Annotated in this window: 17 protein-coding genes and 1 tRNA gene; 8 read left to right on the top strand and 10 right to left on the bottom strand. The window is 41.6% G+C overall.

The window, feature by feature from the left end; all coding sequences use genetic code 11:
- Positions 1-159: 159 nt before the first annotated feature.
- Positions 160-8,493 (top strand): Ig-like domain-containing protein, encoded by an 8,334-nt coding sequence (locus ND16A_RS03690; protein WP_033078771.1) that lies wholly within the window; start codon positions 160-162, stop codon positions 8,491-8,493.
- A gap of 501 nt (positions 8,494-8,994) precedes the next feature.
- Here ND16A_RS03690 and ND16A_RS03685 read toward each other — a convergent pair.
- Positions 8,995-10,452, bottom strand: coding sequence for a hypothetical protein (locus ND16A_RS03685; RefSeq protein WP_033078772.1), 1,458 nt, complete (start codon positions 10,450-10,452; stop codon positions 8,995-8,997).
- 548 nt (positions 10,453-11,000) lie between these two features.
- Here ND16A_RS03685 and ND16A_RS20395 point away from each other — a divergent pair.
- The 3 genes from ND16A_RS20395 (at position 11,001) to ND16A_RS03675 (ending at position 12,951) form a co-directional block, all read left to right on the top strand.
- Entirely contained in the window at positions 11,001-11,501 is a 501-nt protein-coding gene (locus ND16A_RS20395; RefSeq protein ID WP_052073258.1) for a DUF3016 domain-containing protein, read from the top strand.
- 85 nt (positions 11,502-11,586) lie between these two features.
- A complete protein-coding gene (locus ND16A_RS03680) occupies positions 11,587-12,162 on the top strand; it encodes a tellurite resistance protein (RefSeq protein ID WP_033078773.1) in 576 nt (191 codons plus the stop codon).
- A 369-nt stretch (positions 12,163-12,531) separates the two neighbouring features.
- The gene (locus ND16A_RS03675; protein WP_033078774.1) at positions 12,532-12,951 is read left to right on the top strand and encodes a hypothetical protein; all 420 of its coding nucleotides are present in this window, start codon (positions 12,532-12,534) and stop codon (positions 12,949-12,951) included.
- 170 nt (positions 12,952-13,121) lie between these two features.
- Here the strand turns inward: ND16A_RS03675 and ND16A_RS03670 are convergent.
- From ND16A_RS03670 to rpsU, 8 genes are all read right to left on the bottom strand, one after another.
- A tRNA-Ile gene (locus ND16A_RS03670) sits at positions 13,122-13,198 on the bottom strand.
- A 128-nt stretch (positions 13,199-13,326) separates the two neighbouring features.
- Positions 13,327-15,705 (bottom strand): choice-of-anchor B family protein, encoded by a 2,379-nt coding sequence (locus tag ND16A_RS03665; protein WP_160173541.1) that lies wholly within the window; start codon positions 15,703-15,705, stop codon positions 13,327-13,329.
- A gap of 87 nt (positions 15,706-15,792) precedes the next feature.
- Positions 15,793-16,419, bottom strand: a complete 627-nt coding sequence (locus ND16A_RS0119620; RefSeq protein ID WP_052073260.1) for an outer membrane protein — start codon at positions 16,417-16,419, stop codon at positions 15,793-15,795.
- 116 nt (positions 16,420-16,535) lie between these two features.
- The gene (locus tag ND16A_RS03660) at positions 16,536-17,597 is read right to left on the bottom strand and encodes an acyltransferase family protein (protein WP_033078775.1); all 1,062 of its coding nucleotides are present in this window, start codon (positions 17,595-17,597) and stop codon (positions 16,536-16,538) included.
- A gap of 128 nt (positions 17,598-17,725) precedes the next feature.
- A complete protein-coding gene (rpoD, locus tag ND16A_RS03655; RefSeq protein ID WP_033078776.1) occupies positions 17,726-19,567 on the bottom strand; it encodes an RNA polymerase sigma factor RpoD in 1,842 nt (613 codons plus the stop codon).
- Positions 19,568-19,666: 99 nt separating this feature from the next.
- On the bottom strand, positions 19,667-21,421 hold the full coding sequence (dnaG, locus tag ND16A_RS03650; protein WP_033078777.1) for a DNA primase: 1,755 nt from the start codon (positions 21,419-21,421) through the stop codon (positions 19,667-19,669).
- A 111-nt stretch (positions 21,422-21,532) separates the two neighbouring features.
- Entirely contained in the window at positions 21,533-21,979 is a 447-nt protein-coding gene (locus ND16A_RS03645; RefSeq protein WP_033078778.1) for a GatB/YqeY domain-containing protein, read from the bottom strand.
- A 23-nt stretch (positions 21,980-22,002) separates the two neighbouring features.
- Positions 22,003-22,218 carry a 30S ribosomal protein S21 gene (gene rpsU, locus ND16A_RS03640; RefSeq protein ID WP_033078779.1) on the bottom strand — a complete coding sequence of 72 codons (216 nt, stop codon included), beginning with the start codon at positions 22,216-22,218 and terminating at the stop codon, positions 22,003-22,005.
- Positions 22,219-22,410: 192 nt separating this feature from the next.
- On the opposite strand from rpsU, the gene tsaD reads away from it, so the two are divergent.
- On the top strand, positions 22,411-23,424 hold the full coding sequence (gene tsaD, locus ND16A_RS03635; protein ID WP_033078780.1) for a tRNA (adenosine(37)-N6)-threonylcarbamoyltransferase complex transferase subunit TsaD: 1,014 nt from the start codon (positions 22,411-22,413) through the stop codon (positions 23,422-23,424).
- Positions 23,425-23,648: 224 nt separating this feature from the next.
- On the opposite strand, the gene plsY is transcribed toward tsaD, so the two are convergent.
- Complete coding sequence (gene plsY / locus ND16A_RS03630; protein WP_200880859.1) at positions 23,649-24,224, bottom strand: glycerol-3-phosphate 1-O-acyltransferase PlsY; 576 nt, start codon at positions 24,222-24,224, stop codon at positions 23,649-23,651.
- Between the two features lie 189 nt (positions 24,225-24,413).
- Between plsY and folB the strand changes: the two genes are divergently transcribed.
- The 3 genes from folB to ND16A_RS03615 all read left to right on the top strand — a co-directional run bounded on the left by folB (position 24,414) and on the right by ND16A_RS03615 (position 26,142).
- Positions 24,414-24,770: a dihydroneopterin aldolase gene (gene folB, locus ND16A_RS03625; protein ID WP_033078782.1), complete on the top strand. Its 357-nt coding sequence runs from the start codon at positions 24,414-24,416 to the stop codon at positions 24,768-24,770.
- The gene (gene folK / locus ND16A_RS03620) at positions 24,770-25,261 is read left to right on the top strand and encodes a 2-amino-4-hydroxy-6-hydroxymethyldihydropteridine diphosphokinase (RefSeq protein WP_033078783.1); all 492 of its coding nucleotides are present in this window, start codon (positions 24,770-24,772) and stop codon (positions 25,259-25,261) included. Before folB ends, folK begins: the two co-directional genes overlap by 1 nt.
- A gap of 83 nt (positions 25,262-25,344) precedes the next feature.
- Positions 25,345-26,142 (top strand): undecaprenyl-diphosphate phosphatase, encoded by a 798-nt coding sequence (locus tag ND16A_RS03615; protein ID WP_033078784.1) that lies wholly within the window; start codon positions 25,345-25,347, stop codon positions 26,140-26,142.
- Positions 26,143-26,155: the final 13 nt, after the last annotated feature.

Genomic DNA, 26,155 nt, shown 5'->3' on the forward strand with positions numbered 1-26,155 from the left:
TATTCAAAGGAGTGTTTCTGTGAAACCACTAAAAGGCTTATTGCAAACATTGCATTGTTCTGTGTAACGCGTTTGAGCGTTGGCTTTATTGAAAATAAAGCCAACTTGGTTAGCAATTTTAAACATGCTAAAACCAAATTAACTAAAGGGAATTAATAAATGAAAAATATACTTTCACACTCCTTAGTCATTTTTATTATCTTGTTTTTATCTTCTTGTGGTAATAAAGAAGAAACTCAGGCTGAAATAAATCAAACTTCAACCGAAGTAGAGCAGTCACCAGAAGAGACAGGAGCATCAGCTCAGATAATGTCTACCAAATCAGCTAGTCAGCACTTTATTGAAATTATATTTGATCAAGCTATTGCTACCGACTCGTTTGATATTGAAGATATTTCTATAGTGTCAGGTACGGGGCAAAAACTAACTGTTAGTAAATTGTCTTTTTATGATGACGGCACAGGTGTTGTATTAGAAACTGCTCCACAAGATCCCGTTCTTTATACCATTCAGATAGGGGGGAAAGATCCAACTGCTACTAGTATCTCGGCTAAATCTAGTAATAGCCAACTTACTGCAGCTACGGATAACAATACGTTTACTGATGCTGATAACTTTATCGGTAGTACAGGGCCAGAGCCATTTGTTATGTATGTTACTGCGTTATCTAACACTACCGTGTTGGTCACTATGGACAGAAAAATGGACGAAGGTTATGCCAACCTTACTTCGGCTTACAGAGTGTTGGCACCAAACAATGAAGTGCCAAACGTTGAAGAAGGTAGAATTGAAGTATTAAAAGCGGAAGTTGATAAAACAGATAAACGTTTGATCACACTTACAACGTCCCCAATGAGTAACATAGAGTATGTTCTAGAAGTGACAAATATTATCACCGAACCAGGGCAAGCCCTTATTCATCCTGATAGAAATGGTGGTTACTTCTTCGGTATTGCTGAACACGATGAAACAGCACCTTTACTCTTAAGTGCTTTATCTACGTCAAATACAACGATGGTTGCAAGTTTTAGTGAGCCACTTTGGGGAAACGCAGCAGAACCTTTCCATTATCAAATATGTGCTATTGCTTTTGATGAGCAAGGTGCTTGTTCTGAAGTGAATCAGCTTGGTGTTATTTCTACTGAAATGGTTGGAAAAAACACCCAAGTTTCTTTTATTACTCAACCACAAGCGAGTGGAGTTACTTATTATTTGTCAGTTAATGACATCACTGATCGCGCAACACCTGCACCTGGAAATGTAATTGCTGAACAAACCGTTGCCCAATTTACCGGTAGTGGTTTAGATAATCCAAATATTGCCAGTTCCATAGCTATGGATAACACTCATGTTCTAGTGACTTTTACTGAGCGAATGGATGACGATGCATTAGTGTTTGCAAATTATCGCATAGAAGATCCTGAGCTGGATGTTATTAATGCCATATGGGGGGATGATCAAAACCATGTAATTTTAACCACAAGCCCTCAACAGCGCATAGAGTATCAACTGATTGCGAGTAATATACACAGTGCTGAAGGTTTGTTAATGGTCAATCCACCAGAGGCGTCATTTTTTGTAGGTTTTGATGATAAAGATTTGCAAAAGCCATTTTTAATCGCTTCTATCGCTGAAACGAGTAGTCGTATTCGTTTGTATTTCAGTGAACCTATGGATGTTATCGCAGCAACGCCAAACTTATACGCGATTACATTTTGCCCTGAATTTCAAACTTGTAATCTAAGTACCTTAAGTACAATTCCTGTGCTCTCGGCTGAACTTGTTGAATCAAATACTCAGGTTATGCTAACCGTTGAAAATATAGCCCCGCGGGTTACTCATCAAGTTGTAGTCAGTTCACAAGTGACTGACCAGGCTATGCCTTTGCCACATAACGGCATGGATCCTGATTTATCTACTGGTTCTTTTGGTTTATTGCTTGCCGATAAGGATGCACCAAGTTTAGTGAATATAATTTTCACCAGTACCAATAATATTACCTTAACCTTCTCTGAAGAAATTAATTCCGGTGGGGCAAATCCATTGAACTACCGTGTTTGTGCAATGGAGTTTGAAAACGATGGAAGTTGCACAAGTGGTAATATACAGGTAGTTGACGCAAGTCTTAATCCAACTCACACTCAGGTTGAATTAACCCTAGAGACATTAGTTGATGGTACAACGTATTATGTTCTCGTTTTAGATGGAGTTACCGATACCAGTGGTAACATCATTGCTAATGATGCTAATAGTGTTAGTGCTTTCTATCAAGGGGCAACAAGTGTTTCTGACCCGACTAAATTACCGCAAGTGGTTGGTGCTATTTCTACGGGCAACACTAATGTTACATTGAGTTATAGTTCGGTGATGGGGGACAGTGCTCTGTTGCCTAGTAATTACTTGTTTACCCAAGAAAATATCAATGGTGAAGTGGGTACTGTGTTTAGCATGAATGTTGTGTGGTTCGATAGCACACATACCTCGGTGAATATTACCACCACTTCACAAAATGAAGTGACGTATAGAGTGACAGTCGTTAATGTTAAAGATAAACAAGGTAATCCTTTAGCAACACAAGAATCTACATTCAATCCGAATTTCGATCCTCGTAGTTCTGTTTTTGCGGGCTCACCTCCAGTTGCACAAAACTTGTTATTGGCTGAGGGAAATTATCAGATCATTGAAAACAATGAAAACGATATAGTGGATGCCGGTGACATCATAATTATAAACGGTACCTCATTGGTGTTAGTGGATATTGACCTCGATGGTATTGTTGATAATTGGGACGATACTAATGGCAATGGTATCATTGACAGTGGTGATTTAATTTCAGGTTTAGTTGATAGCGACGGTGACGGTTTAGCTGATAATGAAGAGCTACGTGGCACTACAGTTGTTATTAATCTTAGTAATGGTGAAAAAAACATTCGCCAAGTAACGAGTGATCCAACCACCAATGATACCGATAAAGATGGTCTAACAGATTCAGAGGAATGGGCTTTTGGTTTAGATCCTCGCTCTCCTGATACTGATGCTGATGGCCTCGGTGATTATGTCGAATGGAACGTTGTTTATAGCGGACCGGCCGACCAAGATACTGATGAAGATGGATTACCTGATGGTGTTGAGCATAACTTCTTTTTAACATCGCCATTATTGGCCGATACCGATGGCGATCAGTTTAGTGATGAAGAAGAGTTAATATCGTTAAATCGAGATCCTAAAGTTGCTGACATGCCTGAATTAGATATCGAAGTAGACGGCATTAATCTACAAATCGATGAGCGCTATACCTATGTAAACAGCGAAGGTGAAACCGTTAGTAGTGAGTCAAGTACTAGCGCTTCTCTAAGTAGCTCTGAAAATACTTCCTTTGCCAACAGCACATTAACGTTTAGAGAAAATACCAGTTCATTTTCATGGGATGTTGGTTTTGGTCTGAGAGATGCCCAAGCCGATCACTCCGCGGTAAATGGAGCGGAAGTTGCTTGTTGGGCCTGCTATTTAACATCACTTTTTGACCGTTTATTTATAGAGGTTGGTTTAGGTGGGACCACTGAGTCACATACAGGTACTAATACTCAAATTGATACAGAAAGTGCCCGCGAAGCACAACAAGCTTTAGAAAATTCGTTAATTAAATTTAATGAACAAGCTAAAGATCAAGAGGTGACTCGTGAATTAACTGCTGCCCGGATTAGTGCCAATATCACCGTGCAGAATAAAGGGGATGTAGCCTTTACGGTGAAAAATTTAGAGATATCGGTATTGCAAGTCGATCCACAAAACCCTTCTCGCTATTTACCTATCGCAACTTTAATTGCCGATTCAACATTGATGACGGGCAATGATTTAGAAATCAATATTGGACCATTTGATGGCAGTAAAGGGCCATTTGTTTTTGCTAATAATGAAGTTTACCCGGCAGTTATTGAAACCTTGATGCGTGATCCGAAAAGCTTAGTTTTCAAAGTGGTAAATTATGATATTGCCGATGAATACGAGCGTAATTTCGCCTTTAGCAGCCAAACGGTACATGATCGCACGGCAGGAATCAGTTTTGATTTTGGTGAACTAGGTAGTGAAAATTATCAAGTGGCAACGAATGGTGTTTTAGACAACAATATTTACCTGGGAGGATTTGATGGCTCAGGCAAGAATAAAGGCCTGCCTTTAGGATATTTATTAGAAAACCTACTTGGTCTAGATAAACACGATACCTCAGAAGATTATATTGATGCAGGACCGGACGGTATACTCAGTACTATAGCTGTCGGCGATGATGTCTTAAATGGCAATATAATAACTGCTGGACAAGATGGTATTCTCACCACAAAAGTGGCAATAGGGGATTTACTACGTAATAACTCAGTAAATACCGGTATTATTGCCGGGGTAAATAAAAAAGTAGATACCTTAGCTCAGGGCGATGATGTGCAGTTAATTCCATATGGCGCTAGCGGTATTGCACCAAGGACCTTGGTAATTGACCCTGGTAACAATGGTGTCCTAGATTCAATACAAAGCGATGGAGACGAGCAAGAGTTTATTAGTGGCTATGAGCTACAGCGTACCTGTTCGGTTGCTTCGGCAAAGGCTCAAATAGCAGGGCAATATTGTTCAGTTGATACGATTGACTGTAGTTGTGATGGCCCTAAAGGCTTAGTGAGGGTAAAAACCTTCCGCAACGGTGATTACGGAGCAAATTGGTTTGCAAGAGTTGAAGGTGATATGCCTACGTCTGTTGATTTTGATCAAATTGAATTAAAGGCTGGTCAGTCAATTCGTTTAGCCTTTCTGCAAGACTTAGATAAAGACGGCTTGTTTGCCCACGAAGAGTATCTCTTCGGTTCGGTAGATAGTGCTGTTGATAACTACAATAACGATGATTTTGTTCCGACAGTGATTAATAATCGTTACCTGAAGAAAACCCTAGAGGAGCTTGAATATTTCATTAGTGATGAAAATCAAACTTCAGATCCTGCGGTATATGGAGATGGCTTACCTGATTCTATGGATAGTGACCGCGACGGGATCAGCGATTTAGTTGAAGCCAAATTAGGTTGGTTAATCAGTGCAAATGGTGAATTAAAACGAGTATTTTCAAGTCCGGCAACGCCAGATTCTGACAATGATGGTTTATGGGATATTCAAGAACAAGATTTGCGAGAATTTTGTAAAGAAGATGACACTAGAAGCGATGCCTTATGTATTGACCAGACGATTGCAAAAGAAGATGCTAGCGCAATTATTGTTGGCAAAAATGGCAAGTTAGATACTGAGATACTTGCAGATGATGTCTATACATTTATTGACATTACTGACCCCGAGAGTACTCGATTTAACCGAAACCTAATGTTTGCTACTGTCGGTATTTTACCGGGAAACAATGGCGTAATTGATACCGATATTGCTGGTGATGATGAATATTCAAATTCCACTGTCATTTTGCCGGCAACCGATCCGCTGTTAAGTGATACCGATAATGATCGTGTTAGTGATGGTGATGAATTGTTTGGCTTTGCTGCAGGCATGGCTATCATCGAAACTGCTGAAACTGAGTGTTATGATCCTAGCATTATTAATGGTGCAATGAGCTGTGTAAACTCAAACGCAACCTGGGGCATAGTTAATACTGTGGCCCAAGGTGATGACATTCAACGAATATCTTTAGGAAGTAGAACTAAGGAAGATGATGTCATTATTACTGCAGGTTTAAACGGTATATTGGAAACAGAACCACAAGGTGATGATGAAACGGTAATAGATTGGTTTATAGCAGCAGGTCCAGATCGTGAATTAAATAGCATTATCCTCAGTGAATATAATTATCCTGAAAATCCAGTAGATGGCACTAATGTCGTGGTATATAAAGCTGAAAATGCGACATTAGCTCCTTACGCGCCAGCGGTTTGGAATTCATCAGGTCAACCGATAAGTATAGCCGTTGAAAATTACGTAGAACCTTGGTTACCTGTACCTGAGGGCAAAGATGTAAAACTCTATGGTCGTGTCGTAACTACCGATCCGTTACGCAGAGATAGCGATAATGACGCCATACCCGATGGTTTTGAAGTGGCTATAGGTGCAGATCCTACTAAAAATGATGGAGATAGCTTTAGAGACAGTGATTTCGATGGCTTGTCAGACGCACATGAAGCGCGCGGTTGGATAGTATCTATTGACATGTCTACAGTAGGCGTATTAGTTCGTCCAAATTCAGTGTTAGCAGATTCTGATTACGATGGTTTACCAGATTATGTGGAACGTGATATTGGTTCTGATCCAAACAGCATCGATACCGATGGCGATGGTATTGATGATTATCAAGAGTTTCGCTCTATTACTCATACTTCTATTAACGGCGAAGAATATAGCTTTAGTGTCTATGACTATGCAAATATCGAATCATCTTTTTCAGGGTTTAACCTGGTAATAAATCCGGATGCTTATGGTACTAATCCATTATTGAAAGATTCTGATGAAGATGGCTTGAGTGATCATGATGAAGTAATAACAGGTTACACAGTAACACTCACCGGAGAGTTAAATGCAGGGACCATTATTTACACAAATCCTCTTAAAGCCGATTCTGACGGTGATGGGCTCAGTGATTATGAAGAAGCAAATAATTTCAATGGTTACATAACCAATGCGAATGATGTTGATACCGATGGTGATGGTACTGACGATAAAAGTGAAGTTGACAACTCGTTAATTAATCCACTACAACGTGATGCATTAGTTCATGTGAGTTACGAGTCACTTTATCTGGGATATATGGGAGAGGGAGAATGTGCTCTTAATCCTCTTGACGAATGCGAACAACAAACAAATATTTTGTGGTGGCTGTATGGGGACGGTAATGATGGTGAAGAAAGAGGAAACCGTATCCTTTCCAGTTCTGACGAATTTGCTTATACCCCTGATGGTACGGTGCGACCTCTTGCATCAGGTCATCAGCAACTCGTTAACGAAACAGTAGTACCAGCGGAAGACATACCCGAATCGACCGACTCTACTAGCGGATTACTTATGGAGGTAAGTTATTGTGCTGGATCTCCAGAATTTGATGCAACAGTCTGTGATGAGTATCTGCCGTTAAACCCTGGTGAACGTGGATATAACGCCCGTGCCCATGTTGATTGGGGTACTGGTGGACCACCACAAGCCAGTAACGATTTTAAAGTGAAATGGAGTGGCGAGATATTTTTAGGTGAGGGGTTAAAATCATTCACCCGTACAGATGACAATGGGGATATTATCTTAGATCCCGAGAGTGGAACCCCCTTGCTTGATCCTGATACAGGAGAACCTATTCTTGATCCTGATACGGGAGAGCCTATCATTGATCCTTCTACTATGACGGCAAAAATATTTTATGAAGATGCAACATATAGCCTGCATATTACATCTGATGACGGGTTTCGTATGACAGTGAGTGGTCAAGGTGTTGAGTGGCCTGGTGTTAATACGGAATGGTCTTTAAACGCCAACCAAAACAGAAGCTTTGACTTAACCGTTTCAGAGCCCGGCTGGAAGACTATTGAAATCGAATATTTTGAGCATCTTGGCTATGCACGTTTATTATTGAATTGGCAGCCGCCTTCTTTTGATGTAAATGGTAATCTAGTCATCACCGACCCAGTACCGGTTCCAATAGATAACTTAAGACATACTCTTGGCAATGGTTCTTATGCATGTGTTGGTATTGAACGAGATCCAACTCAAACTAGCTTTGTTTCATTAAATCGAGCAATTGAAATGGATAATAGTATTTCTCCAAACTCAAGTTATGCACCAGGTTTATCTTATTACGGCAGCATGAAGGGTTCTGAAATGAAAATATTTAAGGATGCGGTGTCACTTGACGTCATACAAGGTGATCAGCAAGATCCAACCAGTGCAATGTATAGACCCTACTCTGATGCTCATAGCCGCTATTACATAGATTTTGATGTTAATGAAATTAAAAGTATTGAAGGTGTTAGTTTAACCGCAAAAGATCTTATGTCTGTCGCGGTAGATTTGGCAGCATCGAGACATATTATTAATGGCTTAGTTAAACCTAGTGTGACTAACAATTCCATCGTTGAAAGTGCAGTAATAAAAACAGATGAATACGGTAAGCGCTATTTCGATTTATCTAGTGAGGGTCGTATGTTATACCGTCAACTTTCTCAAGATTCTGGGGTTTATGGCCAGCAAACATTTGTATTACATGAAGGAGAGAATATCAATTTGTCAGGGGTGTTAATGCGTGTAGACGATATTGAAAGTCTAACTTCATGCCCAATTGGTAGTGCAAATGTTGTTAGTCAGTTTCAATCGGGTTGTATGAAACGATTTTCTCGTTCAATTAGTTATGCGGAAGTAACGTCGCAATCGTATATGACCTTTGATCTTAAAGAGCTAGGAGCAATGACCACAAGTGCGAGTAATGATCCTGCGGGTTGTGAAATTGAATTGGAAGTAACCGTTTCACATTAGAGGAAGATCCAGTCTTAGGATTGGAAACTAATGAAACCAAAAGAAATAAGGTTGAATAATCTATTCAACCTTATCTTAAATTTATAATGAAATCATATTATTTGCGTTGTATTAGAATAAATTAACTAAACACTAGCAGATGAATAACTGAGTATGTAGCTTTGATGTGATTAGGCAGTGAATTATAGCTACAGATTTTTTGCAACTTAGGTAACATATTTTAGTTTGCGAATGTACTTTGCTGATTGACTTCGGCTAACTTGAGCTAAATTTTGAAACGGATATATACCGGAATACTAGCTTTTTTGCTAAAAAGTGAATAACTACTTGAAGAAAATGCTGGCCCTCCCTGACTTGAATACCGGACCTATTGATGATGCGGGAGCAATCAAGAGTAATCCAACCGAATGTACTTATTCAGCGCCAATGTTTCGGCTAATACTGAGCAACTAAAACGGCTGTGTTTACAGCCGTTTTGCAAGCAAGGGGATAACGGTTAATTTATTGACACAATGTTGCTACACCGGCATATCCATCGCTGCTTGAGCTCGACACTGTTGTTATTTTAGCCTTGTCAAATACACATTGTGCCGAGGTATTAAATAATATTGGTCCCGCCATTCCGGATGACGTTGTATAACCCCAGGAATTGACCGAGATGATAACACCCGTGCCCGTAGTTTCGTCCATTGGTTGTATCCAAGGACCGCCAGAAGAGCCGCCTGATAGGTCGCAACTTGCTAACCACCAGTTGTCACTCCCCTCGGTAGTAAGCTCTTCTGCACAGTACATGAAGTTAGGATCATCACTGTAAGAGTAGCCTAGGGCATGGGTGAACTCTCCATAAACTGGGTCGTCAAAAGATACATCAAAGCCATTTACAGCCAGATCAAGTGTTTCCGAACTAGCCGCTGTCCCTTGGTGAGAACCGCTATCTTCCACTACGTAGAATGCGTAATCCCAAGGTATATTGTCAGGGAACGTTCGTGAGGTCCAATCGTCATCAACCACCCCAAAACTGGGCACCCAACAGCCGATGGGATCGTTATTACAATTTAAATCAGTGCCGGAACCTGTGGTTTGATCTTGATTGGGAATGAAAAGTACGTTGCGGGCGAAGGCTTTATTGATATCATCGTAAACACAGTGAGCAGCGGTAATAATTATAGAACGTCCTGTAACGCCATCATTAGTTACCGTTCCTGAGCACACATAGCCACTCCAGCGTCGCATCCGGCGGTTATTTGGCATTTCAAAATAAAGCCTGCCAGCGGCATTTTGAATTGAACCACCATTGTTCCATGATGAGTTGGTCACGGTGTTACCATCATCAGTGCCCGGATCAACGGGCACTCCTGCTGTGTTGATGGTAAAATCGACCCAATCAGCAAATGCACCAGTATTGCCTTTACCAGAGCTGCCATCTTTAGCTTCCATTTTCCAGCTCCAATCACCGTCGGTAAAACCTTCGATTGTTACAGACCAGGTATCGCCCGAAGTCTGGTTGGCTGAAAATGATTGCGTTTGAGTGCTACTTGGGTAGCGAATGATCACCTTTGCTGAGCGAACACCACTGTCATCTGTGATATCGGCGCTGAAAGTGGCTGAATCTCCAATAATTGGCTCTGCATCTACATCCGGGTTAATGTTAGCAAAGGATGGCGCTGTTGTATCTTTTGAACCTGAATCCGGCTTGCGATTGAACTTGGGGTCATCTTTAGCTAATCCATAGGGGGTAAGTTGTCCGTTACGGCCCTTTAAAAAAGCGTTTCCGCTTCGATCCAATACCAAATCACGGGGTATCGCTTGATTTCTGCGAGCTGGCGTCCAATGTTCAATAACATGTTTTTTTGATTCGCTTAGTTTTGGAGTCTTATCGGCTTCAGAATTTACACTGAATGAAACCATAACGAGCCAAACGCTAACAAATAGAGCTAAGGAAAGTGTTTTCATGTTCATACGATTGCTCCATCACCAAGTGTCATGCTTACCGCACTAACTAATCGGCATTACTTATATAGTAAATATAGTTGTTGGATGGTAATGATCAATAATAAAATAAATAAGCCCAAGAATTTTATGCGTTTTTCTCAGCGCAGATGGTGAGTGGCAGGGAAAGCGAGTTAGGCTAAATCTGCAAAAGGATGAAAATCTGGAAATCTGCCTAATACCAATTTGATTAAGTATGTGGTCTACTTTTTCATGAGGAAAAACGGATAAATACAATGCATAAATTTTAGTCAGTAGTTATTCTCGGCTTTGGCATCCTGCGTCGCTCTACCTGCAGCATCCATGCTTACGTACTTATCAATTTTATAAAGCCGTAGTTATTCGTTTTATCTCAGGCATCCATGCCTTCGGTTCTTAGAACTGCTTCGCAAAGAAGAATTGTTCCATACAATTCTTTAACCATTAAAAATGAGCAGATATTTAATCAACTTGGTATAATTATGCCCCCCTGAAATATTGGCAACTAATACTATACTCTTATAGATAGGAGGAAAATTATGAAAAAGCTATTAACACTGACACTAGTTGCGCTACTAGCATCGTGCTCAAGTACCATTGTAGAACCCGAAACAGTATCAGCTACTGATGGATTGGCGACAGTAACATTGATTAAGCCGCGTGACTTTAGTGACATAGACCCAGGTAACTTTGGTATACAGTCTGATTTTGAGCAGAATGTCGCTAATAAGTTGGCTGAGGCCTTAGCGGACCACTTTAAAGAAACGGATGTGACTATTGATATTACCTTCACTGATATTGATTTAGCTGGTGAGACTAGATTCAACATGCAGGAAATACGTGTATTAAAGGATTTATATATCCCACGCATGTCGTTCGAGTATGTAATCAAAGACGTAGCAGGTAACGTTACGCTAGCGGATACCGTAGATATTAAAGATATGAGCTATTTATCTCACAGACTATTTGGTAGAGAAGCTAATGAGTTGATAGGGTACGACACACGTATGCTAATAGAGTACTTTGAGAAAGTATTATAATGATTATTATTTCTGGGGTAATCTCGCACGCGCTAAGCTATTTGCGTTATCACTCATTTTTCACAGAAAAAGCTAGAGTTATTTGATGATACCTAAAATCGACACCATTGAACCACATTCGCCATTACTGACTGAGTACTTAACTGAAATCAAAAGATTAAGTACTGAACTTTCAGTACTCGATTTGGCTTGTGGCAGTGGTCGAAATGGTTTGTATCTGGTTAGCAATGATATCCCAGTTACTTTTGCTGATATAAATAAAACGTCACTACAAAAAATTGCTGAGACCAGTGTAAATTCGCTGCCTGTTATAAAAACTGAGCTAGCCAAGCTATGGCAAGTGGACTTTGAAGATGAAGATGATAGTCCTTTAGTCGATAAATGCTTTGCTGCAGTTATCGTTTATCGTTATTTACATCGCCCCTTGTTCGAAAAAATCAAAACCTCAATACAACCTGGTGGATTAGTTATCTATGAAACCTTTACTACAAAGCAGCCTCAATTTGGCCGACCTAAAAATCCAAATTTTTTATTGCAACACGATGAATTATTACAGCAGTTTTCTGATTGGGAAGTATTGCACTACTTTGAAGACGTTGTCAGTAAAGGTGATGAGCTAGGTTCACAAGCGATAGCACAAATTGTGGCTCGCAAACCTTAAATTCGTAAACTCCTAGGTTTAAATTTTTATTTATTAATGGCTTACTATAAACAGCAAAATAAGGTCAATTTTCCTTTCAGAAACTTTAAACTTTACATTTTAACTACAAATATTACCGTTCGATAACGGATATTTTTCAGGCGAACTGCTAAAAATAATACAACTGTTTGTTAACGAGAAAATATTATGTCAAATGCAGAACTTAAAAATCGTCTAAACGTGTTAGCCGAAAAATTAATTGAAGGTCATAGTAGCCAAGCTGAAGATCGTGAGTTTCAAAAACTATACAGCTTGTTAAGAGAATAAGGCTAGGTAATTATTATTAGACTACGGCTTCAAATTCTATCGCATTTTCCCCGGATATCCTTTATGAAAAAACTGACTACAAGCTTATTAATGCTAACTAGTTTATTAAGCTTAACCTCTGCCCATGCTGTACCTAACGTAGGTGTGGGTTTTGACCAAGGTTTCGGCGTGAGCGCCGAGTTCGACAATATTAACCTATTTGCAGGCAATGATGGTTTTAGTGCCGACTATTTATTAAAACAAGGCTCTTTGGGACGAAACCTCCCCTTTAATTGGTATGTTGGCGCAGGTGCCTTTATCGGTTCTGATGATGGCTATGGCGTACGTGCACCTTTGGGTTTAAAGTCATCTTTTGCTAAAAACTGGAATGTTTACGCTCATCTTTCTCCAGAATTAGATTTTGACCAAGACAACCATGGCAACACCAATAACAATGTACATTTTGGCATGAGTGGTGCTTTGGGTGTTCGTTACGCATTTTAAAGCTAAATGCTTTCTTAGGCCACTTTCTTGACGGTATCAGTATTTCAGAAGTTCACATTCACAACGTACTTTGACAGAAACCCTAAATACAGTACACAAAAAAATCTGAACAAACCCAAAATCCATAAGTCGGACGGTCTGAAGTAATTCGAAGATTTGTAAGGGAAAAATGGTGGCCCCTCCCTGACTTGAACAGGGGACCTACCGATTATGAGTCGGGTGCTCTAACCAACTGAGCTAAGGGGCCATTTAGAAGTGTTGCTTGATTTGTTATCAATGATAATAACCAAAAGCGGCGGCAAGTATAAGCATTTTTTATTTTGTTGTCACCACTTGTTGTTTAAAATTTTTTCGTTGTCGGTTTGATTGCTGTTTTTATAGCCGATTTTTTGCTTTTCTTCGATATATGACCGCAGTTAATAGTAATAATCCATAAAAACAACTACCGCCGCCAGAGCTTGGTTTTTCTGGGGGGGGGATGATGATTTCAATTTCTACACTCACGGTATCACTGGCACTCAAGCCAGTGGCATCGGTTGCGGTGAAACTGAACGTTAAAATATCGTTTACTTGCGGGGCGGTAAAGTTAGCATTTAATTGCTCTGGGTTATTAATGGTTATTGTCTCGCCCGCAGTTTGTTGCCACAGGTAGGTTAAATCATCGTTGTCGATATCACTTGCTGTGGCCGTGAGGTTCACTCTGGTTCCAGCTTGCGCTGTTTTATTGTTACCAGCATCAACTGTTGGTGCGTTTTCGCCTTCAGTTGCGGCAATGGTGATAGTGGCTAAACTCGGGCTGGTTAACGTTGCCCCATTTTGGGGATCAAACAAGCGAATAAAGAATACTTCATCGGATTCCGCAAGATTATCGCTGGCAACGTCTATGTTGATGGTTTTATCGGTACTGTCCAGAGTTTCCCAGCTTAGGCTGCCCCTGGCCAAAGTAAAGTCGTCGCTGTTGGCCGAGCCGGTAACAAGCTCCCAGTTAACCTCGATATTGCCTTGTGCCTGATTGTTGCGGCGCACATTCACTTGAATGCTTTGTCCTTCGCTGGTGGCATAATTGTGGTTGCTAAAACTCAGACTGCCCTGGGCAACATCTAGCGTATTATCTTTTAAAATATACAAGCCGCTATTGATATCACTGGCAAGAATGTTGCCACTGGGTAAAAACGGATACACCCCCCAGGCACCGTGAAAGGAAGAGCTGTCAGAAATAGGGTAGGTATCAAAAAAACCAACTTCTTCAGGTAGGCTCGGGTCGGTGAGGTCAATAACGGTAATACCACGCTCATAGTTAGACATGTAGTAACGGTTACCGCGCACATAACCGTTATGGTCAATGGCTGCGGTAGGGCCGGTGAAGGTAGATAGTGGGGTTGGGTTGGTTAAGTCGGTAATATCAAATAACCGTAACGTGGTGTTTAAGCCAAAATCTTGTTCATCGAGTTCATCGTGTACCAGCATGAACATTTTATCTTCGCTGTACCAACCTGAGTGTACATAAGAAGCATTGGGGTAACTGGTGCTGCTTAATTTGGCCGGCGCATTGTTTTCGGTTTTATCCCACAACTGAAAGTCGTTTTCGTTGAAATCAAACATGACTTCGCAGTGATCGGTGCCATTGACGCATTGGCTGTCTTTGCGCTCATCATTGATAACCATAGACGAGGCATCGTGAGTGTATTGGCTGCGGTTATTTGTCGGTTTGTAAACGCTCACCAGACTGGTTGGGTTGGCCAGACTGTAGGTATTAAAACCGCCACCATTTTGATTCGAGCCGGCGATATGCAAGTAAGGTTGCCTACCGGTTATGGCGACTCCGGTTGAGTAATCGACATTACTCAAATAAACGTTATGAGCACTTAAATCGGTTTTATCGGTTGCTGCCACCGTGACCGCATTCGGCAGTTGCGTTAAATCTAAGATCAATAAGCCAACCGAAGCACTATCGGCGGTAACATAGCCATAACTTTGCCATTGGTTGATGCTGACATCAAAGTACTGGTAAATTTTGATGTCCCGCCAAATGGTGGTTTCGCTGGCGATAGTAGTGATTACATTTGGCGCACTGGGTTCACTCACATCAACGATACCAATACCGTTGCTGAGGCCAATGATGGCGTATTCTTTACCATCATTTAAATCATAATGGCCCCAAATATCGTTGCCTTCTGTCGGATTGGTAGAGAATTGATTCAGTGGCACATGGGCCAATAAATCGAGGCTCTGACAGGGGTGATCTCCGGCAAAACCATTATCGCAGGGCACATTGCTTTGTTTTTCTTGCAGACGCGAATAGGCCGCAAGCTTGGCTTGTATCAGGGCTTTATTGTTGCTGGAGTTAGCGCCGGCCTTGCTGTCTACCAGAACGGTAAAGCCCTTATCACTAAGCTGTTGTACATACTCTATGGGTACACCGGTGAGATAAGTAATATTGCTCTTTTGCTGCTTGCTAAATTTATCGGCAAGTTGATAGTTCGCTTTAATCGGCACTAAATCGCTTAACAAATAAAACAGCGTATCTACATTTTCAATCGAGTAACTGCCTTTACTCAAGCGAATTTGATCGCCTTTATTGGCATGCCGGGCGGCATAATTGATGCTTTTACATGGCGCTGCCACATTATCGCATCTACCGGCGTCTACGCCGTCAGGCGCCACATAGCGCGCTTTGTCATGCTCGGCATGACTGAATACGGTTTGGCTATGTATTGTTATCAGCGCCAGCAATAGGGCGGATGTAATTTTCACAAAATTTTTCATAATATCAGTTTAGGTGAGTTGTTCCCTAACGCCTAGCTCGTGAGATAATTTTATTACGGCCAAACAGTGTTTACTTTAAAATCGATAGGTTAATCCGGCGGTAAACTCGCCTTGTAACCAAAGGTTGCTATTGGTGCGAATGACACAACTTTCCCCAGAACAAAATATAGAGCCGTTGCTGTCAAAAAAGCTGGCGTAAAGTCGCGCATCTAAACGAAACGTAACATCATCGGCAATGGCAAAGCGAGCACCCACACCTAAATTGACAGAAGGTCTGGTTTCACTGTCTAAAGAGTTATCGCCTGGGGCTAAATGCACTATGCCTAAACCGCCACTGATTACAATGGGTACCTTGCCCCCGCTTACGGCTACGTTGCCGCCAAGATGCAAATAGCTAATGCTGATCTCCATGTCATCAAGGTCCACATCACCGTCAAATTCGGTACTGGAGTGACTGAACAGTAATTCTCCCTGGCGATTAAAATCAAATGGCCAGGCTAATATGGCTCCCGCTGACGCATCATTGAGAAAATCCACTTCAAACGACTCTTCGCCATCTTCAAGATCTTCATCATCTTCGAAGCTATCGGAAGTACGTTCGCCGACAAAAATCGTGAGTTCGTAATAATCGTCGGCAAATTTGGCGCTGGTGATTGGAGAAAATAAGCAAGCAAACAGTAAGGGCAGTAGATAGTGTTTCATAGGAAAATTCTTATTAGTCAGTATTGAGCCAATCAGATAATTTATCTTGCCGCCAATGTACTTTATTCACAGTAAGATAAATCATTATTTTTCAATAGTTTATAAATGAAAATAAACTACCAGCCGATTAAATAGCGGCTACGTTTATTCAACATTTTTTTAATTAATATGGCAATAACGTAAGAGATAAAGGTGATTAACAAAGTGACGGCTAATGTGGTCAGAATATTCCCTTGGCCAGCTAGACCAAGAAGATCAGGGCTGTTGTAAATCATCCACCATGGGGTGGTGATCCACGGATGAATAAAGTAAATAGCAAAACTTACTTCAGCGAGTTTCTGCAATGGTTTTATACTAACGTGCTCAAATTTATTTAAAATAGCCAGCAATACAAAGTTAAGTAACAGTTTTTGCGGCAACATTAAATCGGGAACGGTATGTTCAAAGGCAGCCTTGTTCAACACTCCGGCACCATAAAAGTACGCTTGAATATACGCTAGAGCAACCGCTGTGATCAGCATTAACAGCCAATACTTATCAATAAACGGGAATAACTTATCTCGATGAGCGGAAGACCAGACACCGATAAGATAAATCGGCAGGAAATACACTAAAGATTGAATGGCGTTTAAGTTAGATACCGGGCGATGAATGTACATCGCCAACAGAAACAGCGGGACGGAGAATATTATGAGCCAATTTTTTTTAATTAATAGCATGACGATTGGTGACAGGGCAAACAGCATCATGCCCATAGGAATGTACCAATAGGCAGTTAACGCCCGGCCCGTAATCACGTACCAGCTAGCGGCAGTAAATGGTTCGGTAATTTCGGCATGCAAAGCGTGCAATGTAGGGTCGGGAGCGGCAGTAATGTGCCAAATAATCCAGGGCAGGGATAATAGCAAATACGGCAAAAAAACATATTTGGTTTTATTGCTCATGTATTTCTTATAATCCCAGCGATGGTAAAATACATGGTGTAATAAGAAGCCAGAAATGAATACAAAAAATACCGTGCCATTCATCATGATATTAAACCAAAATTTATCGCTAAGGGTTTCTATTTGCCAGCCGGCAGGTCGATAACAGTGTGCCATCACAATAAAAATAATGGCGATACCGCGAAAATGATTGATGCTGTTTAAAAAACCTTTCTTTTTGTTTGCTGTGCTCATAATCCATTATTACCATCTGCTCATTTTTAATAATAATTTCAGTATAACCACAACGAAGCTAATTGCTTAAAAAATAACAAAAAAAAGCCTGCAAATGCAGGCTTTTATCATACCTTTAAGCTTATCGCTTACTCGCCGTCTAAGAAACTCTTAAGTTGCTCAGAGCGTGAAGGGTGACGAAGTTTGCGTAACGCTTTCGCTTCAATTTGACGAATACGCTCACGGGTTACATCAAACTGCTTACCAACTTCTTCTAACGTATGGTCAGTATTCATGTCGATACCAAAACGCATTCTCAGTACTTTTGCTTCACGGGCGGTTAAGCCTGCTAATACTTCATGAGTCGCATTTTTCAGGTTCTCGGTGGTTGCAGCATCTACCGGCAATTCACCGCTACCATCTTCAATAAAGTCACCTAAGTGCGAATCTTCATCATCGCCAATTGGCGTTTCCATGGAAATTGGCTCTTTGGCAATTTTTAATACTTTACGAATTTTATCTTCTGGCATTACCATGCGCTCTGCCAATTCTTCAGGAGTCGGCTCGCGGCCCATCTCTTGCAGCATTTGGCGAGAAATACGGTTTAGCTTGTTGATGGTTTCAATCATGTGTACCGGAATACGAATAGTACGGGCCTGATCGGCAATTGAACGGGTAATTGCTTGTCTTATCCACCAGGTTGCATAAGTTGAGAACTTATAACCACGACGGTATTCAAATTTATCAACGGCTTTCATCAAACCAATGTTACCTTCCTGGATCAGATCCAGGAATTGCAAACCACGGTTGGTGTATTTTTTTGCAATTGAAATCACAAGACGTAAGTTCGCTTCAACCATTTCTTTTTTCGCGCGGCGAGCTTTCGCTTCACCAATCGACATTCTACGGTTGATGTCTTTTATGCTTTGTACGCTTAAATAGGTTTCTTCTTCAAGGTGGGTTAGTTTATAAACACAACGCTCGATGTCGAAAGAAACAATTTTTAACTTTTCTGAATAGGCATGGCCGGCGGCAATTTCATCTTCTAACCACTGGGTTTCGGTTTCATGACCCGGGAAAATTTTGATGAAATGAGTTTTTGGCATACCGGCGCCAACCACACAGTGCTTCATGATCAAACGTTCTTGGACACGAACACGGTCCATGACATCACGCATGTTTTTCACTAAGCGGTCGAACAATTTTGGTATTAAGCGGAATTCTTTAAAGCATTCGGCAATGGCATCGATTGCCGTTTGCGAATCTTTATGATTGCGACCATTTTTTTCGATAACTTGGTTGGCGGCTTCGTAAAGCTGACGAAGTTCGGTGAATTTTTCACGAGCAAGCTCTGGATCTGGGCCAGTATCTTCCTCTTCTTCATCTTCGTCATCTTCATCAGACGTTTTGTCTTCATCGTCTAATTCGTCTTGAGAAAGTTCAGAGCCAACATGAGTCGCCGTTGGTGCCGCTTCTTCTTCGGCATCCGGGTCTAAGAAACCAATGATGATATCGCTTAAACGCGCTTCTTCGGCTTCAAAGTTATCCCACTGCTCCAATAAGTAATTTATTGCAGGTGGATATTCTGAAACGCTGCGTTGTACTTCACGTATGCCTTCTTCGATTCGTTTGGCGATAACAATTTCGCCTTTACGAGTCAGCAGCTCTACGGTACCCATTTCACGCATATACATGCGCACCGGGTCGGTGGTACGGCCGATTTCACTCTCAACAGTTGCTAATGCCTGAGCTGCAGCTTCTGCAGCATCTTCATCGGTATTTGCTTCGGCCATCATTAATTCATCGGCATCGGGGGCTTTTTCAAACACCTGAATACCCATGTCATTGATCATGCGAATAATATCTTCAACTTGATCAGAATCGATGATGTCTTGCGGTAGGTGATCGTTCACCTCGTCAAAAGTTAAGTAACCTTGTTCCTTACCTTTTGTGATAAGTTCTTTAAGTCTAGATTGTGGGGCTTGAGACATTAACGAAAGTCCACCTATATGGCTATCAAAATACGAATAGTAAAGGACGAAATTATAGCAAGTTGAATTAAGAAACGCCAGTTTATGTGGTTATTCACCTTAACTGTTCAGTAATGTCTGAAGTTCTTGTTTTTCCAACGAGTTTAATTGTCCTAAACGGGCTTTTTGTAACAGTAATTCTGTACGGTTTTCAACAAAAGTATTAAATATTTTTTCTAAAATATCATCAAACACATCTGTTGCTGCTTCACTATCAATATGGTGTTCCCACACTAACAGTTTGGCCAATATTTTTCCTTGCTCGGTGTCGCGCCAACTTTCAATTATTTGGCTGCTAGTGATACTTGGGTTAGCCTTACATTGCTGCATAAGCTGTTTAAACAAGTCGATTCCGGGCAAGTTTATAGGGTCTAGCACCGATAAATCGGGGAGACTATTTACTAAATGGGGATGCTCAAGCAATAATGCAATAGCTAATCTGATCGGCGTCACTTTTGTTTGTGATTTTTTTGCTTGTTGCTGTGCTGGTGATTGATTTTTATTCAGTTTTTTTAGTTGCTGTTCTGAAGCCGTACCAAATTTATTTGCCAGTTCGTTCAAAATAGAATCTTTTAAGGTGCTGTCTGGCAATTTTTTCAGGTACGGCTGAAACGATTCTAGCAGGGCAGCTTTACCTTCCAATGAGTGTTGATCGACACTGGTTAACAGTTGCTCGAATAAAAACTTTGATAACGGTTTGGCTTCATCGAGTAAGGTTTCAAAGGCCTGTTGGCCGTTTTTACGCACCAAGGTATCCGGGTCTTCACCGTCGGGTACAAAGACAAACTTTAACGAAATGCCATCTCTAATGAGTGGCAGAGCATTCTCCATTGCGCGCCACGCCGCATCTCGGCCAGCTTTGTCGCCGTCGTAACAACATATTACTTCTTTTACCGTGCGAAACATAGTTTGCAGTTGGTCTTCGCTGGTGGACGTACCTAACGATGCTACCGCATAATTGATGCCATGTTGAGCAAGGGCAACGACGTCCATATAGCCTTCAACGACGACCAGTCGCTGCAGGTTTTTACAGTGTTGCTTAGCTTCAAACAGGCCATATAATTCTTGGCCCTTGTGATAAATTCGGGTTTCGGGGGAGTTTAAATATTTTGGCGTGCCATCCGATAAAATACGCCCGCCAAAGCCAATCACCCGGCCGCGCTTATCTTTTATTGGAAACATCAAGCGGCCGCGAAACCGATCGTAAGGTCGGTTCTTATCGCCCTGAATGGCCATGCCCAAATCGACTAATTGGGCTGCCGCCTGGCCGGTTTTGCCATAGGCATTCATCACCCCGTCCCAGCTGTCGGCGGAATAGCCAATGCCAAATTGTTTGACGATGTCACCGGATAAGCCTCGACCTTTTAAGTAGTCGATCACGCTTTTTGAGTCGGCATGGGTTTTCAGGTTATGTTGATAAAACTGGCTAACTTTTGCTAATAACTCATAATCATCCAATCTTTGCTTATGGGCCAGTTGCTGTTGACGTTGCTGAGCCGGAGTTTGATTTGATTGCTCCCGTTCTACTTCTACACCGTTATAGCCGGCAAGTTCTTCGATGGCATCGACAAATTCTAAGCGGTCATATTCCATAATAAAGCTAATCGCATTGCCGTGCGCACCACAACCAAAACAATGATAAAACTGTTTGTCACGGCTTACCGTAAATGATGGACTTTTTTCACTGTGAAAAGGGCAACAGGCAGAATAATTTTTACCGGCTTTTTTTAAGGTTACTTTAGAATCAACTAAATCGACAATATCGGTGCGAGCCAACAAATCATCAATAAACGTGCGTGGGATCATTCCAGCCATAGAGTAAAACGAAAATTTTTAAGTTAGGAAAAGGATAGTCAAATTACTATATCAGATTTTGCATATAAAAAAACCGCACCAAAGGCACGGTTTTTTCGATCGAAACGATTATTATGCGTTCAGGGCTGCTCTTACCTGTCCAGAAACCTGGCCCAAGTCGGCTTTGCCTTGCATTTGCGGTTTTAAAATCCCCATCACTTTACCCATGTCAGCCATTGAGGCAGCACCGGTTTGGGCAATGGCATCAGCAATTAGCTGTGCAATTTCATCCGCAGATAATGCTTGTGGAAGAAACTCTTCCAAAACAAGTATTTCAGCTTGTTCGTTAGCCGCCATATCGTCACGTCCACCGTCGGTGAACATGGCAACAGATTCTTTACGCTGTTTAATCATTTTGGTGATTAACGCTAAAACATCTGCCTCAGACATTTCTGCCTGATTATCAATTTTGGCTAGCTTAATAGCTGACACTGCCATGCGGATAACGCCAAGACGTGGTTTGTCTTTAGCTCGCATGGCAAGTTTCATTTCTTCGTTGAGTTGATCAAACAAACTCATAACTTAAGATTCAGTCTTAAGTCTTAGTACATACGAACGCGACGAGCGTTTTCGCGAGATACTTTTTTAGCGTGACGCTTAACAGCTGCAGCTTTCTTACGCTTACGTTCCCAAGTTGGTTTTTCGAAAGATTCGCGACGACGAACTTCAGAAAGGATACCTGCTTTTTCACATGAACGTTTAAAACGACGTAATGCTACGTCGAACGGTTCGTTTTCTCTTACTTTAATTACTGGCATTTTTGCCCTCACCTCTAGTGAATACTGCGACGCTTGGTAAAATTTAACCAAGCCGATTAAAATTGGTGCAGCATTTTAATCCGAACCCTAAGCCGATGTAAAGTTTTAAATAGGATTTTTATCTTAAATTGGTGGTTAATTTGTGTTTTGAACGCTATGATCCCCTAAAAATTACCCTTGGACTTATTTTGTATGCGAATTTTAGGTATTGAAACCTCTTGTGATGAAACCGGTATTGCTATTTTTGATGACGAAAAAGGCATTTTAGCACACCGCTTATATTCGCAAATTGCCGTTCATGCCGATTATGGCGGGGTAGTGCCTGAGCTGGCATCGCGCGATCATGTTCGCAAAACCATTCCGTTAATAACCGAAGCATTAAACGAGGCGAATTTAACGCCTGCCGATCTTGATGGCGTGGCCTACACTGCCGGTCCCGGTTTGGTTGGTGCCTTGCTGGTAGGCTGTTCAATCGGTCGCTCTCTTGCTTATGGCTGGGGTATACCGGCGGTACCGGTGCATCATATGGAAGGCCATTTACTGGCGCCTATGCTAGAAGACGATGTGCCAGAATTTCCGTTTGTGGCGTTATTGGTCTCTGGCGGCCATACCATGTTGGTGGAAGTTGATGGCATTGGCAAATATCAACTGTTGGGTGAGTCAGTGGATGATGCCGCCGGTGAAGCGTTTGATAAAACCGCAAAGCTACTTGGCCTAGATTACCCCGGTGGTCCGGTCCTTGCCAAGATGGCGGAAGCTGGCACCCCGGGAAGATTTAAGTTTCCACGGCCAATGACCAATCGTCCTGGCCTGGATTTTAGCTTTTCCGGTTTGAAAACCTTTGCTGCCAATACGGTACGTGATCAAGACGATAGTGCACAAACCAAAGCAGATATCGCTTACGCATTTCAAGAAGCGGTAATCGATACCTTGGCAATAAAATGCAAACGCGCCTTAGAGCAAACCAAGCTAAATCGCTTAGTCATCGCCGGTGGCGTAAGTGCCAACACCGCATTAAGAGAAAAGTTGGCGCAACTGACGACTAAGCTAAAGGGCAAAGTGTATTATCCGCGGCCGGAGTTTTGCACCGATAATGGCGCGATGATAGCCTTTGCCGGCATGCAACGATTAAAATCAGGGGTGTCTGCCGATTTAACTTTTAAGGCCACACCGCGCTGGCCATTAGATACCTTGCCGCCGGTTTAGACTGGTTGGCGGGAATTCATTCTTGCGTCATGGCGATAGCCAGAGTAAACGAGTGGTTGGCGGGAATTCATTCTCGCGTCATGGCGATAGCCAGGGTGAGTTGCCTGCGGCAATGACGCGAGGTTAGAAACCCCGCCAACCGAAGAATTCAAAGCTCTATACGCGACAGGAGGTTCCGTTTTTCAACGGAATGACGAGGTTTATTGTTTCTAAAATAGTAGTAGTTAGTGAATTTTATCTTCAGTGCCTTTTAACAAGCGCACAATATTGCTGCGATGTTTAAATAAAATAAGCAAGGACAGCATAGTTACTGAGTTGGTATATAGGGGCTTGATCAGCCAAGAGTAAAACGGCGCAAGTGACACCGTAACAATTGCGGCTAACGAGGAATACTTTGTGGTTTTGGCAACAACGAGCCAGGTTACTACGATCGCCAGCGCAAATAGCCAGTTAATTGGTGCTAATGCACCAAAAGCTGTCGCCACCGCTTTGCCACCTTTAAAATTAAAAAATATTGGATACATATGACCAAGGCAGGCAGCAATGGCAATAAAGCCTAAATGTAATGGTTCTACCCCTAACCGATAAGCACCGTAAACCGGGATTGCGCCTTTTAGCACATCAAACACTAATACCGCTATGGCGGTTGGCTTGCCAGCTATCCTTAGGACATTTGTAGCGCCAGGATTATTAGAGCCCTGAGTCCTTGGATCGGGCAAACCACGCATTTTACAAATTAAAATGGCACTTGAAATCGAACCTAACAGGTACGCCGCAACGAAAATTAACAAAGTTAACAGCATTAACAACAAAATTTTAGCCTCCTGTTAGTGATGAATTCGTCGATGTTTGTCGATTAAAAATTGACCATGGTATTTATTCTGCCATTCTATCCGGTGAAATAGTAGTTTTTCTACTGCACTATAGGGTAAAATCCAGCATTATTTTATTTATACTCTTATTTTTCTACAACTGGCGGCGTTTTTGTTATGGATATTGTCTTTATTGAAGGTTTGCAAGTGCAAACTACCATTGGTTATTACGAGTGGGAAAAGAAAATAAAACAGTTATTGGTGTTTGATTTACAACTGGGCACCGATATTAGTAAAGCCGCATCGGGTGACGAATTAGCGAAAACCTTAGATTATGCCGTTATTGCTACCTTAGTTGATGAGTTTGCCAATGCCAACCCGGTTGATTTAATTGAAACCTTGGCTGAGCGATTAGCAGCTCATTTAATGGATGAGTTTGGTATCAGCTGGATAAAGCTGAAAATTGCTAAGCCAACGGCGGTAAAAGCAGCGGCAGCGGTAGGGGTTATCATTGAACGTGGTGTTCGTAGCTAATGGCGAAAGTATATATCTCAATTGGCAGCAATATTGACCGCGATCAGCAAATTATTAACGGTGTTGCCGCATTAAAAGCAACATTTGGTAAGGTGCAACTGTCTTCGGTTTATGAATGTGAGCCGGTGGGTTTTATTGGGGAAAATTTTTATAATTTGGTCGCTATGGTAGAAACCGAGCAACCGCCATCTTATATCGGTGAAATTTTAAAACAGTTAGAAAAACAACAAGGCCGAATTGATTTTTCAAAGAAATTCAGCCCGCGACAACTGGATTTGGATATACTCTTGTATGATGATTTGATCATCAACACCCCGGTACAACTTCCTCGGAATGAAATTCCTAAAAATGCTTACGTATTACAACCTCTTGCTGAAATTGCCGGTGATTTAATTCACCCGCAACTGCAGCAAAGTTATCGTCAGTTATGGCAAAACTACGATAAAAATAAACAACAGCTGAAGAAAATTGCATTTTCATGGCCAAAATAGTCAATATCGACAGTAAACTGTTAATGACTGAACAATAGAAAACAGAACAATAAAACAATAACATCAAGGAATAGCGCAATAACATGTCAACTTTAGAAATCATTATTTTGGCCTTAATACAGGGATTAACAGAGTTTTTACCCATTTCCAGCTCGGCCCATTTAATTTTGCCTTCGCAAATACTCGGTTGGGCAGATCAGGGCCTGGCATTTGATGTTGCAGTGCACGTGGGTACGTTACTGGCGGTAATGATTTATTTTCGCAAAGAAGTCAGCAACATGATGTTTGCCTGGGGAAATTCGCTGGTAAAAAAACAACACAGCAATGACAGCACATTGGCCTGGTGGATTTTGTTTGCCACCATCCCGGCCGGTTTATTCGGGTTTTTTGGTAAAGACTTTATTGAAGAGCATTTACGTGCTGCCGCGGTGATAGCCTTAACTACCGTTATTTTTGGTTTGTTACTGGGCTTTGTCGATATTAAAAGCAAGCAAAATAAAGAGATCAATGATTTGGGCTTTAAAGGCGCGATGTATATTGGTTTAGCGCAAGCGTTAGCGTTAATTCCGGGTACCTCTCGCTCTGGTATCACCATGACCATGGGCTTAATGCTGGGGCTAAACCGCATTGCCGCCGCGCGTTTTTCGTTTCTGTTATCTATCCCGGCCATTGCCATGGCGGGGAGTTATTTAACGCTGAAGTTAGTTACCGGTGTCGATGTGGTTGACTGGCAGGCGATATTTATGGGCTCATTTTTGGCTTTCATTAGTGCTTATGCCTGTATTCATTATTTCTTAATTCTGGTCGACAAATTAGGCATGATGCCATTCGTGATTTATCGGCTAATTCTTGGCGCCTTCCTGTTTTGGTTTATTTCTTAATAGCTAGGTAACG

The sequence above is a fragment of the Thalassotalea sp. ND16A genome (assembly GCF_000764205.1).
Lineage (GTDB): Bacteria > Pseudomonadota > Gammaproteobacteria > Enterobacterales > Alteromonadaceae > Thalassotalea_A.

Bases quoted from the DNA above. Each gene is read 5' to 3' on its own strand.
- ND16A_RS03680 (WP_033078773.1), top strand. From the start codon at position 11,587: ATGATACCTAAAATCGACACCATTGAACCACATTCGCCATTACTGACT.
- ND16A_RS03660 (WP_033078775.1), bottom strand. From the start codon at position 17,597: ATGAGCACAGCAAACAAAAAGAAAGGTTTTTTAAACAGCATCAATCAT.
- rpsU (WP_033078779.1), bottom strand. From the start codon at position 22,218: ATGCCAGTAATTAAAGTAAGAGAAAACGAACCGTTCGACGTAGCATTA.
- ND16A_RS20395 (WP_052073258.1), top strand. From the start codon at position 11,001: ATGAAAAAGCTATTAACACTGACACTAGTTGCGCTACTAGCATCGTGC.
- ND16A_RS0119620 (WP_052073260.1), bottom strand. From the start codon at position 16,419: ATGAAACACTATCTACTGCCCTTACTGTTTGCTTGCTTATTTTCTCCA.
- folK (WP_033078783.1), top strand. From the start codon at position 24,770: ATGGCGAAAGTATATATCTCAATTGGCAGCAATATTGACCGCGATCAG.
- ND16A_RS03690 (WP_033078771.1), top strand. From the start codon at position 160: ATGAAAAATATACTTTCACACTCCTTAGTCATTTTTATTATCTTGTTT.
- ND16A_RS03645 (WP_033078778.1), bottom strand. From the start codon at position 21,979: ATGAGTTTGTTTGATCAACTCAACGAAGAAATGAAACTTGCCATGCGA.
- dnaG (WP_033078777.1), bottom strand. From the start codon at position 21,421: ATGGCTGGAATGATCCCACGCACGTTTATTGATGATTTGTTGGCTCGC.
- ND16A_RS03675 (WP_033078774.1), top strand. From the start codon at position 12,532: ATGAAAAAACTGACTACAAGCTTATTAATGCTAACTAGTTTATTAAGC.
- rpoD (WP_033078776.1), bottom strand. From the start codon at position 19,567: ATGTCTCAAGCCCCACAATCTAGACTTAAAGAACTTATCACAAAAGGT.
- ND16A_RS03685 (WP_033078772.1), bottom strand. From the start codon at position 10,452: ATGAACATGAAAACACTTTCCTTAGCTCTATTTGTTAGCGTTTGGCTC.
- tsaD (WP_033078780.1), top strand. From the start codon at position 22,411: ATGCGAATTTTAGGTATTGAAACCTCTTGTGATGAAACCGGTATTGCT.
- folB (WP_033078782.1), top strand. From the start codon at position 24,414: ATGGATATTGTCTTTATTGAAGGTTTGCAAGTGCAAACTACCATTGGT.
- ND16A_RS03615 (WP_033078784.1), top strand. From the start codon at position 25,345: ATGTCAACTTTAGAAATCATTATTTTGGCCTTAATACAGGGATTAACA.